The organism is Marinobacter sp. B-12, from assembly GCF_056857915.1.
In genome coordinates this window covers 64,935-80,516 of sequence record NZ_JBSXOB010000062.1, presented here as the reverse complement: position 1 = coordinate 80,516, position 15,582 = coordinate 64,935, and the positions used below count along the sequence as shown (strand labels likewise).

Annotated in this window: 14 protein-coding genes; 2 read left to right on the top strand and 12 right to left on the bottom strand. The window is 56.6% G+C overall.

Annotated features, from left to right (window positions below; translation table 11 throughout):
* The first annotated feature begins 82 nt into the window (after window positions 1-82).
* Window positions 83-316 carry a hypothetical protein gene (locus AC13D2_RS16620; protein ID WP_292050099.1) on the top strand — a complete coding sequence of 78 codons (234 nt, stop codon included), beginning with the start codon at window positions 83-85 and terminating at the stop codon, window positions 314-316.
* 83 nt (window positions 317-399) lie between these two features.
* On the opposite strand, the gene AC13D2_RS16615 is transcribed toward AC13D2_RS16620, so the two are convergent.
* The 5 genes from AC13D2_RS16615 to cysM all read right to left on the bottom strand — a co-directional run bounded on the left by AC13D2_RS16615 (window position 400) and on the right by cysM (window position 6,310).
* Window positions 400-744: a hypothetical protein gene (locus AC13D2_RS16615; RefSeq protein WP_007152055.1), complete on the bottom strand. Its 345-nt coding sequence runs from the start codon at window positions 742-744 to the stop codon at window positions 400-402.
* Window positions 745-872: 128 nt separating this feature from the next.
* Window positions 873-1,730, bottom strand: coding sequence for a nucleoside triphosphate pyrophosphohydrolase (mazG, locus tag AC13D2_RS16610; RefSeq protein WP_300493217.1), 858 nt, complete (start codon window positions 1,728-1,730; stop codon window positions 873-875).
* A complete protein-coding gene (gene relA / locus AC13D2_RS16605; protein ID WP_300493219.1) occupies window positions 1,727-3,964 on the bottom strand; it encodes a GTP diphosphokinase in 2,238 nt (745 codons plus the stop codon). The genes mazG and relA overlap by 4 nt, the downstream gene beginning before the upstream one ends.
* Before the next feature lie 58 nt (window positions 3,965-4,022).
* Complete coding sequence (gene rlmD, locus AC13D2_RS16600; RefSeq protein WP_482938927.1) at window positions 4,023-5,360, bottom strand: 23S rRNA (uracil(1939)-C(5))-methyltransferase RlmD; 1,338 nt, start codon at window positions 5,358-5,360, stop codon at window positions 4,023-4,025.
* Window positions 5,361-5,416: 56 nt separating this feature from the next.
* Window positions 5,417-6,310, bottom strand: a complete 894-nt coding sequence (gene cysM, locus AC13D2_RS16595; protein ID WP_036204217.1) for a cysteine synthase CysM — start codon at window positions 6,308-6,310, stop codon at window positions 5,417-5,419.
* Between the two features lie 239 nt (window positions 6,311-6,549).
* Here cysM and AC13D2_RS16590 point away from each other — a divergent pair, with 239 nt between their 5' ends.
* A complete protein-coding gene (locus tag AC13D2_RS16590; RefSeq protein WP_482938961.1) occupies window positions 6,550-9,438 on the top strand; it encodes an ATP-binding protein in 2,889 nt (962 codons plus the stop codon).
* Window positions 9,439-9,453: 15 nt separating this feature from the next.
* Here AC13D2_RS16590 and pdxJ read toward each other — a convergent pair whose 3' ends face one another.
* Genes pdxJ through lepA form a run of 7 tightly spaced genes read right to left on the bottom strand, consistent with a single transcriptional unit; the run spans window position 9,454 to window position 15,550 of the window.
* A complete protein-coding gene (pdxJ, locus tag AC13D2_RS16585; protein ID WP_292048043.1) occupies window positions 9,454-10,188 on the bottom strand; it encodes a pyridoxine 5'-phosphate synthase in 735 nt (244 codons plus the stop codon).
* 4 nt (window positions 10,189-10,192) lie between these two features.
* Complete coding sequence (gene recO / locus AC13D2_RS16580) at window positions 10,193-10,921, bottom strand: DNA repair protein RecO (RefSeq protein ID WP_482938926.1); 729 nt, start codon at window positions 10,919-10,921, stop codon at window positions 10,193-10,195.
* A 7-nt stretch (window positions 10,922-10,928) separates the two neighbouring features.
* Window positions 10,929-11,846: a GTPase Era gene (gene era, locus AC13D2_RS16575; RefSeq protein WP_482938925.1), complete on the bottom strand. Its 918-nt coding sequence runs from the start codon at window positions 11,844-11,846 to the stop codon at window positions 10,929-10,931.
* The gene (gene rnc / locus AC13D2_RS16570; RefSeq protein WP_007152064.1) at window positions 11,846-12,535 is read right to left on the bottom strand and encodes a ribonuclease III; all 690 of its coding nucleotides are present in this window, start codon (window positions 12,533-12,535) and stop codon (window positions 11,846-11,848) included. The genes era and rnc overlap by 1 nt, the downstream gene beginning before the upstream one ends.
* Entirely contained in the window at window positions 12,532-12,921 is a 390-nt protein-coding gene (locus tag AC13D2_RS16565) for a DUF4845 domain-containing protein (RefSeq protein WP_420390725.1), read from the bottom strand. Before AC13D2_RS16565 ends, rnc begins: the two co-directional genes overlap by 4 nt.
* Window positions 12,922-12,950: 29 nt before the next feature.
* Window positions 12,951-13,736 (bottom strand): signal peptidase I, encoded by a 786-nt coding sequence (lepB, locus tag AC13D2_RS16560; protein WP_300493236.1) that lies wholly within the window; start codon window positions 13,734-13,736, stop codon window positions 12,951-12,953.
* An 11-nt stretch (window positions 13,737-13,747) separates the two neighbouring features.
* The gene (lepA, locus tag AC13D2_RS16555) at window positions 13,748-15,550 is read right to left on the bottom strand and encodes a translation elongation factor 4 (protein WP_300493239.1); all 1,803 of its coding nucleotides are present in this window, start codon (window positions 15,548-15,550) and stop codon (window positions 13,748-13,750) included.
* Window positions 15,551-15,582 lie beyond the last annotated feature (32 nt).

Sequence of the window (15,582 nt, the reverse complement as noted above, 5' to 3'; positions counted from 1 at the left end):
CGGAGGCGAAGTAAACTAACGATACTGTTTATTCTCATAAAGTCTTTCTAACGATTAAAGCCTGTGGCCGCAAGGAGTATTCATGAAAGTAACCGATCTGCCCAAGCACTGGGAAAGCAAGAAAGAGTCCGTTGAGCGGAGCCACGATTACAATCTCCGTTTGCCGCTGGAAGACGCAGCACGCATTGCGGCGCTGGCCGAACTTTACCCGGACCGTTCGGAGAGTGACATACTGAATGACATGATTGGCGCAGCGCTGGACGACCTGGTCAGGCTGAGCCCGTTGAAGGACAAGCTGGAAGGCAGGGAAAAATAAAGCGGTGGCACTTCTCTGCGGGGTGGCGAAACCACCCCGTCGGGTATTGCAGAGTCGTCGCGATCAATCAGGGATTGGCCTGATCAGGCAACCGATTCGAGCTGACGCGCCTTTAGCCGCTGGATATGCTTCTGGCTGAGACTGATGAAGCGCGGGGTCATCCCCTGATCTTCATAGATTTCGAAGCCGTCTTCATCAAACGCAACAACCTTTGACCCCTGAACGTAAGGGAAACTGGTTTCCAGTTCATCCAGGGCAGCGGAAATCAGGTCCCTCATCAGGTCTTGGGAAGACTTCATCGGATACAACGCGGCCAACTTCTCCAGTCGCTTGTGATGCTGGTCAGAGAGATCGGCAAAATACGCATCACGGGTCAGCCGACCACGTGCATGCTTGTCCCAGTAGTTGACCAGATCTTTGATTTTCATGGTGCCTTCACTCCTGCATCTTCTTGGTGGCCCACAGGGTGCACGAAATACGTGCATCCTTAACCGGAAGTGTAGACGAAGCGACCGCACCGGGGGCGGAAAACTTGGTAACGGATTGTACTTATCCGTTACGCTTTACGAGTCTTTTCTACCCCTTTGACGGCTTGCCAGACGGCGTCCAATGCCTCCAGCGGTTCGCCGTCGAGATTGCGGCCTTCGCGTTCGAGGTATTCCTCAATAGCACGGAATCGCGTCTCAAACTTGTGATTGGTGCTATTGAGGGCCTGCTCAGGATTAACACTCATAAAGCGTGCCAGATTGACACAAACGAAGAGCAGGTCGCCCAGTTCGTCTTCCACAGCGTCCCCACGACCTGTGCCGGAACACGCGCTGTACCAGGCCTCCTTTAACTCATCGATCTCTTCGTGAAGCTTGTCGAATACCGGTTCAACCTCTGGCCAATCAAACCCATGATTAGCGGCCCTGCGCTGAAGTTTCTCAGCACGCACCATTGCGGGGAGCGTTCGGGCAACGCCCTCGAGCCGGCTTGATCGCTCTGCCTCCGCAGACGTCTCCGGCTTCGCAGCCCGCTCCTCTGCCTTGATACGTTCCCAACTTGCCTTGATGTCAGCCTCGCTGGGTCGATTGTCCGGATCGATCCGGCTTTCCAGAGTGCCGTCCGGGAAAACGTGGGGATGGCGCCGGACCAGCTTGCGCACGAGGTTGTCGACGACTGAGTCAAAGTCAAAGTGGTTGTCTTCTTTTCCCATCTGGCTGTAGAAGATTACCTGGAACAGCAGATCACCCAACTCATCTTCCAGATGCGGATAGTCCTCACGGTCGATGGCATCCGCAACCTCGTAGGCCTCTTCGATGGTGTGGGGCACGATGGTTTTGTAGCTCTGGCGGGTATCCCACGGGCATCCGGACTCCGGGTCCCGCAGTCGCGCCATCAACGTTTTGAGATCATCAATGGAATAGCTCATGATCTTTTTCGCCTGACATCAATGATATTGGGGAGATTGCGAATCTGGGCAAGCAACTTGGCCAACTGGTCGAGGCTGGAAATTTCCAGGGTCACGGTCATGGTGGCCGTATTCTCGTCCTTGTTGGATAAGGTATTGAGTGCCAGAACGTCACTTTTGGAAGACGACAACACCTGGGTGATATCCCGCAACAACCCGGAGCGGTCGTAGGCTTCAATTTCGACATCAACGGGATACACGGCCACAGGCTGACCGCCCCAACTCACCTCGATAATCCGATTGGGCTCGAACTCCTTCAGATTCAGGAAGGTGATGCAGTCCTGCCGATGCACGGTGACACCACGGCCGACGGTGATGTAGCCGCCGATCGGATCACCAGGTAGGGGTTTGCAGCATTTCGCCACCTGGGTCTTGAGTTTGCCAACGCCCAGAATCTGGATATCCGATTCGGTGTCATAGGGCTTGCGCCTCTGGGTGCTAAGCTTCAGATCCAGTTGCTCGGATTTCGGCTCCAGCATCTGCTGGGCCACGTTGGCCACGTGGGTGGGGCGAAGATCGCCAGCCCCCACCGCCGCAAACATGTCCTCGGCGGCCTGGTAATTCACTTTGCGAGCCAGATCGTTGAGGTCCACCTCGTACAGCGACAGGCGCTTGAATTCGTCTTCCACGATGGCCCGACCATCAACAATGTTGCGGTCGCGGTCTTGCTGCTTGAACCAGTGGGTGACCTTGGCCCGGGCACGGGAGGTCTGGATATACCCCAGGCTCGGATTAAGCCAGTCACGGCTGGGCGCCTGGTTATTGGATGTGAGTATGGATATCTGGTCACCAGTCTTTAGCGGGTAGGTCAGCGGCACAATGCGGCTATTGACCTTGGCCCCGCGACAGGCATGGCCGATTTCGGTGTGCACGCGATAGGCGAAATCCACCGGCGTCGCGCCCTGTGGCAGGTCTACCACATGGCCTTCCGGTGTAAACACGTAGACCCGATCTGAGGCGACATCGGACTTGAGATGATCCGCCAGCCCGGACAGGTCGCCGAGCTCTTCCTGCCATTCCAGCACCTGCCGCAGCCAGTTGATCTTGGCGTCATAGCCCACAGACCGGTTGCCCTTGTCCGTGCCTTTGTAGAGCCAGTGGGCACAAACACCCAGCTCAGCTTCCTCATGCATGGCCTGGGTACGGATCTGCACTTCCATCACCTTGCCTTCCGGCCCGATGACTGCCGTGTGCAGGGACTGATACCCGTTTTCCTTGGGATTGGCAACGTAATCGTCGAATTCGTTGGGAATATGGCGCCAGAGTGTGTGCACGATACCAAGCGCGGCGTAACAGTCACGGACTTCCGGCACCAGGATACGGACGGCCCGAACATCGTACACCTGGGAAAAGTCGATGCCCTTGCGCCGCATCTTCCGCCAGATACTGTAGATGTGCTTCGCACGCCCTGAAAGCTCGCCATCTATGCCAGACGCAACCAGTTCGTTCTTGATGGTGGTAATCACACGCTTGATGTAGCTTTCGCGGTCAAGCCGCTTTTCATCGAGCAGCTTGGCGATTTTTTTGTAGGCGGTTTCGTGCAGGTAGCGGAACGAGAGATCTTCGAGCTCCCATTTGATGTGACCAATACCCAGTCGATGGGCCAGCGGTGCATAGATATCGAACACCTCGCGAGCCACACGCATGCGTTTCTCTTCAGGCGCGTTTTTCACGGCACGAATGGCACAGGTGCGTTCAGCAAGCTTGATCAGCGCCACCCGGACGTCGTCGATCATGGTGACCAACATCTTGCGAACGTTGTCGAGCTGGCCTTCGGTCTGGCCCAGCACATTGCCCTTGAGTGGGTGATGGATAGACGATATCGCCGCCATCTGCTGCACACCGTCAATCAGCCCGGCCACCTCATCGCCGAACTCCTTGCGGATCTTCTCCAGGGGAATCCGTTCCTCCCGCACCGCCCGGTAGAGAATTGCCGCCACCAGACTGGTCTGGTCGAGGTGCAGCTCCACCAATACCTGAGCCATTTCTATGCCGGTGCGGAAGCTGCTGGCACCCGGGGCCCAAACCCTGTCCTCGCGTACCGCCTGGACATCAATGGCGGCGGCCATTTCACAGGCCCGCCGGAACTGTTCAGCATCCTCAAGATGCGTCTGTGACTCGATCTGACGGACCCAACGCTCGATATCAACCTGGCCGTCACCCGTCACTGCATAGTCTTCGCGAACTTTTACCATATCGCTCTTGTTCTTCCTGGTCGCTTATCCGGCCATCCCTGACCGGTCCCGAGAGGCATCAATTATCCACGCGCTCGAACATCGCCATGGATTCAACATGGGTGGTGTGGGGAAACATGTCCATAACGCCCGCCCTCACCAGCCGATAACCATTACGCACCATCACCCCTGCGTCCCTGGCCAACGTGGCCGGGTTGCAGGAAACATAAACAATTCGCTTTGCACCAAAGGCCGTCAGGTATTCACACACCTCCTGAGCCCCGGAACGCGGCGGATCAATCAGTATTTTGTCGAACCCTTCCGCTGCCCACGGTTGTGCAGTGAAATCGGCGTGCAAGTCAGCGCCGTGGAATGCGACATTCGATAGCCCGTTGAGTTCCGCATTTTCCCGTCCGCGAACCACCATGGCATCGTCACCTTCCACACCAACCACCTGCCCGGCGCGGCGGGCCAGCGGCAGAGTGAAATTACCCAGTCCGCAGAAAAGATCCAGCACCCGCTCACCAGGCTGGATATCCAGCCACTCAACCGCCCGGTGTACCATGTTGCGATTGATGTCCACATTGACCTGAGTAAAGTCCATGGGGTGGAACTTTATGGTCAGGTCGAATTCTTCCATGCCGTAGGACAGGCGCTCCTCACCGGATTCGGGCCAGATTCTGTGAACGGTATCCGGCCCTTTCGGTTGCAGGTAGATATGCAATTCATGGGCCTGGCCGAAATCGATCAACCCTTGCCTGTCGGAATCGCTCAATGGGTCCATGTTGCGGAATATCATCGCCGCTGAATCGTCGCCGCAGGCGACCTCCACCTGGGGTATGCGCCGATAGGCGTCCATGCCATGTAGCAGTTCACGCAAAGGGGTGATGCGATCGCCAATACGCGGATCCAACACCACGCAGCGATCAATATCGGTCAGGAAACTGTTGCGCTTTTCCCGGAACCCAACCAGCACCGATTCCCGTGCTGGCACGTATTTCACCCCCAGCCTGGCTTTGCGACGATAGCCGAGGGCCGGGGAACGCATGGGCGCCACCCACTCTTCGGGTTCGATGCCCCCGAAATGGGCAAAATGTTCCCGCAGGGTATCTTCCTTGAACCGGATCTGGGCATCGCCACTCATGTGCTGGAGGCTACACCCACCACAAAGGTCGGCAAAATTACAGGGCGGTGTTATACGCGCGTCGTCGGCTTCAAGCACTTCCACAGCCCGCAATTCATCAAACTTGCTGCGTGTACTGATAAATTTTGCCATCACCGTCTCGCCCGGCAGGGCCCCGTCAACGAACTGTGCCTTGCCATTGTCCCGGGCGATGCCCCGGCCATCGTGACTGAGGGTTTCCACCACACAACGCACCGGTTCGCTTGGCAGGGCTTTCCTGCGTCTTCTACTCATAGAAAGTCTCTTAACTAAATTCAGGGTTTGCCGGGTGCAGGCACCTTTTACCGGTTTCAGGCACCAGGGAAAACGCCGGTGGACAGGTAGCGGTCGCCCCGGTCACAGATAATGGCCACGATTACTGCGTTTTCAACCTGTGCCGACAGCTTGAGGGCTGCGGCGATGGAGCCGCCTGATGAAACACCACAGAAAATGCCTTCCTCACTGGCCAGGGCACGCATGGTGTCCTCGGCTTCCTGCTGACCGATGTCCATGACCGTATCCACACGGGTGGCATCAAAAATTTTCGGCAGGTACGGTTCCGGCCACCGCCGGATGCCGGGGATGGACGCCCCTTCCTGTGGCTGCAGGCCAACAATCTGGATATCCGGGTTCCGTTCCTTGAAATATCTGGACACGCCCATGATGGTCCCAGTGGTACCCATAGAGCTGACAAAGTGCGTGACCCGCCCTGCCGTCTGCTCCCAGATTTCCGGGCCGGTGGTGCGGTAATGAGCCAGGGGATTGTCCTGGTTGGCAAACTGATCCAGTACTTTGCCCTTACCTTCCGCTTCCATCTGCTGGGCCAGGTCACGAGCCGTTTCCATGCCTTCCTCTTTGGTGACAGTGACAATCTCCGCACCATAGGCACGCATCGACGCCCGACGCTCCTCACTCATGTTCGCTGGCATGATCAGCACCATACGGTAGCCCTTGATGGCTGCCGCCATTGCCAGAGCAATTCCGGTATTTCCACTGGTGGCCTCGATCAGGGTGTCGCCCGGTTTGATCTCACCCCGGCGCTCTGCTTCCTGGATCATGCTGATAGCCGGGCGGTCTTTCACCGAACCGGCGGGGTTATTACCCTCAAGCTTGGCCAGAATCACGTTGCTGGTCTCGCCCGGAAGCCGCTGCAGACGCACAAGAGGCGTATGCCCTACATAATCTTCAATGGTCGGGAAATGCATGTTGTAACCTTCCTCAATTCTTCCGGAACCAGCCGGTAACGTCGACGACACAAGCCTGTGATACACTCCGGGTTCGCATGATACGCGGAATATCCGCAGTCTCCCAATACGGCTTCTCGCTATATCCATGACTGTGGGCTATAACCGGGGCGCCATCACGGCCAGACTGCGTGGAATCAACTATTCTGACAGGGAAGAATGCCGGGCATCTGGCCGGCGACGTCAATCGGGAACTCACTATGCGGCGTTGGGGCATACGCAAAAAAGTACTGGTGGTGACACTCGTCCCCACCCTTCTGACCACACTGATGCTGGGGCTGTTCTTCACCTACAGCTGGGTCAACAACATTGAGAACCTGCTGCAGGATCGCGGCGAGTCATTGTCACGCCAATTGTCGGCGGGTTCGGAATACGGTCTGTTTACTGCCAATCGAAGTCTGCTCAGCAGCCTGTCCAACGCCCTGTTGGAAGAACAGGATGTGCGCTCTATTACCTTCTTCGATAGCGAGCACAATCGGCTGCTGCATAGCGGCCCGGGGAGCTCGGATGATATAGGCAAGAACACGTTGACCGGCGAAGAGGCGGTACGGGTTACGCGTCCCGACAGTACCGTCTTCGTAACACCGGTCTACCTCCAGGACCTGATGATCGAAAGCATGCTTGACCCGGACTCCCGCCAGAACGTGGGCGCAGGCAACAAGCCGATTGGCTGGGTGACGGTTGAGATGTCCCACATACGCACGGAGAAGGAAACCTACAAAGCACTGTTGATTTCCCTCCTGCTGGTACTCGGTGGCGTGTTCCTCAGCCTGGTGATTGCCCTGCGCCTGAGCCGTTCGTTCACCGATCCGGTCTTCGAACTCAATGAAGCCGTGGCGAAGCTCAAGGAAGGCAAGCTGGACACCCGTGTCTACACCCGCGCCGGCCCGGAATTCGAGCAATTGGAATCCGGCCTGAACGCCATGGCTGGAGAACTGAGCAAGGCCCAGGCGGAGATGCAGCAAAACATTGACCAGGCCACGGAAGACCTCAGGGAAACTCTGGAAACCATCGAAATCCAGAACATCGAACTCGATTTCGCCCGCAAGGAAGCCCTGGAAGCCAGCCGCATAAAGTCGGAATTCCTGGCCAACATGTCCCACGAAATCCGCACACCGTTGAATGGCATCATCGGTTTTACCGAATTGCTGCTGAAAAGCCCGCTACCGCGGCAGCAACGGGACCACCTGAGCACTATCCGCAAGTCATCGGAAATTCTGCTGACCATCATCAACGACATTCTCGATTTCTCCAAGATCGAGGCCGGCAAACTCATCCTCGACCGTATTCCCTTCCAGCTCCGGGACATCGTAGAAGAAGTTATGGTAATGCTGGCTCCCGCCGCTCACAGCAAGAACCTGGACCTGGTCCCGCTGGTCTACAACGATGTACCAGACAATATCATGGGTGATCCGCTGCGGGTAAAGCAGGTGATTACCAACCTGGTCAACAATGCCATCAAATTCACTCAGACCGGTGAAGTGGTTCTGCGCGCCAGCCTTGAAGAAGAAGATAAAGAGAGCAACCAGATCACCCTGAGGCTCAGCATTACCGATTCCGGTGTCGGGCTCTCACGGGCTCAACAACAGTCCCTGTTCAACGCCTTCAGCCAAGCCGACGCTTCCACTGCCCGCCAATATGGGGGTACCGGGCTGGGGCTTGCCATATCCAAGCGCCTGGTTGAGGAAATGGGCGGCAAGATCGGGCTTGAGAGTGAGCTCGGCAAGGGGTCAACGTTCTGGTTCACCCTGACCTCGGAACTGTCCTCCTCCGGCGAAGCCATCGCACCCAAAGACGCTCTGTTTGGCGAAAAGGCCATCTACCTCGACCAACAGAAAACCACTGGCCTGGCGGTGGAACACATGCTCCGGGAATGGGGCATGACGGTAGACCGGGCGTCATCACCGGGTGCCATGCAGGAGCAGATCGAGGAAGCCCAAAAGGAGCAGTCCGGCTACGCCGTCGCGATTGTTGGCATTACTCGTCATCTGTTGAATTCGAGTCAGTACTGTTCGTTGGTAAGATCACTGGAGCTGGAGCGGGATTGCCGCACACTGCTGTTGACCCCCACCCTTGAAACTCACGATACGCCGCTGTCGGGGCTGGCCAGCGGCCACCTGACCAAACCAGTATGCCGCGAATCCCTGTACGATGAACTGTTGTTGCTGGTGCACGGTATCAGCAACCGGCAACGCCAGTTGCCGGATCATTCCCATACCATTAACCGCGAGCTGCCCTCCCAATCAACACGCGTGCCCAGGGTTCTGGCAGTGGACGATAACGATGCCAACCTGAAGCTGGTAATGACCCTGCTCAACGACTGCGGCGTTATGGCGGAAGGCGCAACCAGCGGCTTTGAAGCACTGAGCAAGGCCCGCCAACACTCATTCGACCTGGTATTCATGGATCTTCAGATGCCCGGAATGGACGGAGTGGAAACCACGGAGAGGCTACGAAGTCTGGATGGCACCAGCCATCGCACTCCAATTATTGCGCTGACGGCCCATGCCCTCGCAGAAGAGCAGGACCGGCTGATCCAGCAGGGGTTTGATGGTTACCTGGCCAAACCCATCAGCAACAGTCAACTGATCGACATCATTCACGACTACACCGGCTATACCTGTCCCCCCAGCTCCGCGGGTGAACACCTGCCGGTACCAGAAGTACGCGATACACGTCGTTCGGTTCGCCCGTCGACCAGGAATAAACAACCTGACTGTGTCAGCGTGGCCGAAAGCATACAGTTGGCTGCCGGAAAAGCAGATCTGGCCGAGGAGCTGTTCAGCATGCTCGTTGAACAGATCCATGCCGATATCGACCAAGTACCGGAACTCTGGAACAGCGACAACATGAGCGAGCTTCTGGAATGCGTCCACAAACTGCATGGCGCCACGCGCTACTGTGGCGTGCCGGAGCTGCGTGCTGCCGCGAACCAATTGGAAACCGCCTTGAAGTGCTCAGCGCCGGATATGGAGTACCAGAAAGATCAGTTGCTTGTGGCCATGGAACGTTTGCAAACGTGGAGTGAACAGACCGACTGGCAGCAGCTGTTCCGGCAGCAGAACCCACAGCAGGCAACCGTGGACTGAACGACACTCAGCGCGTTAGGCCCGCGCGCTTTCGAGAATAGCCTTCATATCCCTTACGGCCTCCTTGAGCCCGGTAAACACCGCCCTGGCAATGATGGCATGGCCAATATTGAGTTCGTTGATACCGGCAATGGCGGCAACGCGTTCAGTATTGTGGTAGTGCAGCCCGTGGCCGGCATTGACCACTAACCCTTTCCTGCGGGCGTATGCCACCGCCTCCTGTAAGGTGTTAAAAGCCACCTCGACAATCTTCGGGTCAGTCGCTTCCGCGTACTCCCCCGTGTGCAGTTCCACCACCGGCGCACCGCAACGGACCGCCGCATCGATCTGTGTCACATCCGGGTCGATAAACAGGGAGACCTCGGCACCAATTTTTGCCAATCGGTCACAGGCTTTGGCCACCCGCGCCTCCTGGCCGTCCACATCCAGACCGCCTTCAGTTGTCAACTCTTCGCGCTTCTCGGGCACCAGGCACACACATTCGGGGCGCACTTGCTCGGCAAACGCCAGCATGGCGTCAGTGACTGCCATTTCCAGGTTCATCTTGGTGGTGAGAATTTCCTTCAGTAGCAGCACGTCACGATCCTGGATGTGCCTGCGATCTTCGCGGGGATGGATGGTGATACCGTCGGCGCCCGCCTCTTCCGCCAGAATCGCCGCCTGTACAGGATCTGGATATCGGGTCCCTCTGGCCTGACGCAAGGTAGCAACATGGTCAATATTCACACCCAGCAAGACTCTGGGCTTCATTGAGCTAGAGGTCATTACGATCTCCTCGATGATGACTGAACAGGCTTCTGCTATGGAGCACCTTGCCCTGCAACAGGTAGTCCACTAGTACCCGTGTTACTCGTTTGGCGATGCGCCGGCACTCAGCGGATTCGAGGTCGCCATCGGCCAGCGCCAACAGTGTACCGCCCGGCAGATTCTGGAGCCTGACACCCGGCGAGGGCTCGGCCAGAATCCCCTGCTCCGGATCATAGCAATAAAGCCTTCCGGCCTCGACCGGCTGCCCGGTATCGGTCGCCTGATCCCAGACGAAGTCATACCCCAGCTCCGCAGCCAGCGATTGCTCGAAACGTCGCAGAACCGGCTCCACATCCTCGGCTTTCGATAACTCGGCGATGACATCAATGTAGGCGGCAAACAGTCGGTGGTGAGGATCGGCCATCGGCAGCAGACGCTGCAATAGCTCATTGACGTAAAGGCCGCTGTACAGGGAGAGAGTGCGCTTCAGGGAGGGACCGCTGCGAACGTCCGCCTGCGTCAGAGTCTTCAGATCGCTGCGACCGGTCCAGTCCAGCAGCAGAGGCTGGAAAGGCTGCAACTGTGCCTTGAGTGGGCTCTTTGCGCTGTTGCCCCCACGAGCGACCACGGTTACCCGGCCCGCGTTGAGGGAAAACACATCCACCATCAGACTGGTTTCGCGCCAGGGCCGGCGGTGAAGGACATACGCGGGCTCCTGTTGCATTGGCCCCGTCATAGACGCCTCAGAAGTCGTTCATACCCAGGCTTTTCAATGCCCGGTCGCTGTCCGCCCAACCCCGCTTGACCTTGACCCAAAGCCTCAGCATGACTTTACTATCGAACAGGCGCTCCATATCCGTTCTGGCTTCCTGACCAATGCGGCGCAGGCGTTCGCCCTTGTCGCCAATAATAATCTTTTTCTGGCCTTCACGCTCCACCAGTATCAGCGCAGAAATGTGCAGGGTCTTACCATCCTTGCGAAATTCTTCGATCTCTACCGCCACGGAGTACGGCAGCTCTGCCCCCAATTGCCGGGTAATCTTCTCGCGCACCATTTCGGAGGCCATAAAGCGTTCGCTGCGATCCGTGATCTGGTAATCCGGGTAAAAATGCACACTTTCCGGCAGAAACCGATTGACCGCAGACTCCAGCGGCTCCAGGTTCATCCCCTTGAGAGCAGACAACGGAATGATTTCGGCAAATTCGCGCTTCCGGGATAGCATATCGAGGTGTGGCAACAGGGCCTCCCGATTTTCAATGCGGTCGACCTTGTTCACTGCCAGAATCACCGGGCATTTCAGGCTGCTGAGCTTTTCCAGAACCATTTCGTCCGCCGTCGTCCACGCCATCTGGTCGACGACAAACACCGCAACATCGACGTCCTTGAGAGCCGATGTCGCCGCCTTGTTCATATACCGGTTAATAGCGCGGGGCTCTTCCTCGTGCATCCCCGGCGTATCCACGTAGATTGCCTGAACCGGGCCTTCAGTCTTGATGCCCAATACCTGATGACGTGTTGTCTGGGGTTTACGGGACGTGATACTGAGTTTCTGGCCAAGAATGTGGTTCAGTAATGTGGACTTGCCCACATTGGGCCGGCCGACGATCGCCACAAAACCACAACGGCTGTCCGGGTTTTCCGGGCGGGTCACATCATTCATCAGTCATTCTCCACACCCAATTGCTTAAGGGCATTGCGGGCGGCCTGCTGCTCGGCGATTCGACGGCTATTGCCAGTGCCGGTCGTTTTTCGGTCCAGTGATGGCAGGGCACAGGAAACATGGAACGTCTGGGCGTGGGCTTCACCATCCACGGAAATGACGTCGTAACGAGGCAGTGGAAACTGCCGTGACTGCAGGTACTCCTGAAGCCGGGTTTTGGGATCTTTCTGGGTATCCTGCAGATCCAGCTTCTGAAGGCGTACCTCAAACCAGCGCAACACCTGTTCTCGACAGGTGTGAAAGTCACTATCCAGATATATGGCACCGATGATGGACTCAACAGCGTCGGCAAGGATGGATTCTCGACGGAAACCACCACTCTTCATTTCACCTGATCCCAGCCTGAGGTACTTGCCTAACTCGAATTCGCGGCCAATTTCCGCCAGGGTCACACCTTTGACCATACGGGCCCGCAGACGGCTCAACTGGCCTTCCCGGGCTTTTTCAAAATGCAGGTACAGGTATTCAGCAATGACCATGTTAACGATCGAATCACCCAGGAACTCAAGGCGCTCGTTGTTCTGGTTGCCAAAACTTCTATGGGTCAGCGCCAGCAACAGCCGCTCAGGCGTCTTGAACTGGTAGCCGATGCGTCGCTGTAACTGCTCGAGATCCGGTTGTGAACTCACTTGCCCTTCATCTCATACTCATGTTGAAAGTGGATAACGCTATCCACATTACGGAACAGGTTATTGCGGACTTCGTAATCCACATTAATGATAACCAGATCCCCGTCTTTCTGAACGGTGATGTTCTTTTCATCAAAACCGCGGACATTGTTCACGCTAAGGCGCTTGTTGATCAGACTTCTCACCTGCGCAGGGCCCATGGTGGAAAGATCCTCTGTCCCTTCCAGGCTCTCAAGCGCTTCCTGAATGGTGATGTCGTCAAGATACGCTGGCCCCAACTTGATGGCCAACGTCAGCAAGCCGCCGAAAAAGAGCACCATAATCATGATAACAAGCGCCGATGCACCCGACTGCCTGTGCATGGAGGAAAGACTGTTCTTCTTCATGTTCGATACACCCCTGAATAACAACGCACTTATTCCAAACCGCCCACACGGTCAAAGGATGGCAGACTGGTGAGCGATTGCCAGTGCATCCAGATCGCGAACGCCTTGCCGACCACCATTTCATCTGGAACAAAGCCCCAATAACGACTGTCATTACTGTTGTCCCGATTATCACCCATCACGAAATACTCACCCTCGGGCACCACCCACTCACCTTCTCCAGATCGCCCCGTGCGCCCCAGGGTCAGGAAGATGTCGTGCTCAACGTCACCCAGGTCTTCACGCCTCAGTTCCACCGGTGGTAGTCGGGCAACAAAGCGTGTCTCCACTTTATCGCCATTGATAAACAGCTCACGATCCTGGTATCGGATACGGTCGCCCGGCAGTCCGACCACGCGTTTGATGTAATTGGTGCTGCCGTCGTCCGGATAGCGGAACACCATGACATCACCGCGCTGGGGATCATCCACCGACAGGATCTTGGTGCCCGCAACCGGCAGGCGAAGCCCGTAGGCGTATTTGTTAACGAGGATGAAGTCTCCAACTTCAAGGGTGGGTAGCATGGAGCCTGACGGAATCTGGAAGGGTTCCACCAGAAACGAGCGCAACACCAGCACCACCGCCAGCACCGGAAAAAACGAACGGCTAAGATCGACGAGGTAGGGCTCCTTCGGCTCTTCCTCCGCAGTAACCTCCCCGCTGGCGCCTTCTGCGACCGCGAGCCTGCGCTTACGCAGGAATACAACATCCAACAGCCAGATCAGCCCCGTTGCAAACGTTAGAACAACCAGAACCAGGGGGAAATCAATATCCATTCAGGTGCCTTTTAGTTATCCACTTTCAATACGGCAAGGAATGCTTCTTGAGGCACCTCAACATTGCCCAGTTGCTTCATGCGCTTCTTGCCTTCTTTCTGCTTTTGCAGCAGTTTCTTCTTCCGGCTGACATCGCCACCGTAGCACTTGGCTGTGACATTCTTGCGAAGCGCCTTGACGGTCACCCGCGATACCACCTGATTCCCGATCGCCGCCTGGATCGCGATGTCGAACATCTGGCGTGGGATCAGCTCTTTCATCTTGTCAATCAGGGCGCGCCCTCGGTAGTGGGACTGGTCCTTATGGACAATCAGTGCCAATGCGTCCACGCGCTCGCCGTTGATCAGCACGTCCAGGCGTACCAGGTTGGCCGCCTGGAACCGCACGAATTGATAATCCAGTGATGCGAACCCGCGGCTGGCGGACTTGATCCGGTCGAAAAAGTCCAGCACCACCTCGGCCATTGGTAACTCGTAAGTCACCTGAACCTGGGTGGACATAAAGTGCATGTTTTTCTGAACGCCACGCTTTTCTTCACATAGGGCGATCACGTTACCCAGATGCTCCTGGGGCACCAGAATGCTGGCCTCCACAATTGGCTCGCGCATTTCCTCGATTGACCCAATATCCGGAAGACTGGACGGGTTGTCCACCGACAGGGTCTCACCCTGTTTGGTAACGACTTCATAGATAACCGTCGGGGCGGTGGTGATCAGGTCGATGTCGTATTCCCGCTCCAGCCGCTCCTGGACAATCTCCATGTGAAGCATACCCAGGAAGCCACAGCGGAAACCGAACCCGAGGGCGTCTGAGCTCTCCGGCTCGAAGAACAACGAGGCGTCGTTCAGGGTCAGCTTCTCAAGGGCATCCCGGAAATCGTTGTAATCATCGGAACTGACTGGAAACAGGCCCGCATAGACCTGAGGCTTGACCTTTTTGAATCCGGGTAGCATCGGAATGTCTTCCGAGCCTTTCTGCTGAACAATGGTGTCACCAACCGGGGCACCATGAATGTCCTTGATGCCGGCCACCACGAAGCCGACATCCCCGGATTCCAGAATATCAGTGTCTTTGGGTTTGGGATTGAAAATACCGACCTTGTCAGCATTCCAGGCCTTGCCCGTCGACTTCATAACGATCTTGTCACCCTTCTTGAGGGTGCCCTCAGTCACCCTGACCAACGACACAACCCCCAGGTAGTTGTCGAACCAGGAGTCGATAATCAGTGCCTGCAAGGGCGCGTTTCGGTCACCCTTGGGTGGCGGAATTTTCCTGATCAAGTCCTCCAGGACATCCTCGACACCCGTACCACTCTTGGCGCTGCAGCGCACTGCGTCCGTAGCCTCGATGCCAATGATGTCCTCAATTTCCTGGGCCACTCGCTCCGGCTCGGCCTGCGGAAGATCCATCTTGTTAAGCACCGGCACCACTTCCAGCCCCTGTTCGATAGCAGTGTAACAGTTAGCGACTGACTGGGCCTCAACCCCCTGGCCGGCATCCACGACCAGCAAAGCACCTTCACAGGCGTAGAGAGAACGCGACACCTCATAGGAAAAGTCGACGTGGCCGGGCGTATCGATGAAGTTAAGCTTGTACTCGATGCCGTCCCGGGCCTTGTAGTTCAGCGTCACACTCTGGGCCTTGATAGTAATACCACGCTCACGCTCAAGATCCATGGAATCAAGGACCTGCTCAGCCATCTCGCGTTCGGTCAGGCCACCGCAGATCTGGATAAATCGGTCCGCCAGAGTGGATTTACCGTGGTCAATGTGGGCGATAATCGAAAAATTTCGGATTCGGCTCAGTTCAGTCACAGACAATGATTACTCGCAAAAGACGAAGGATT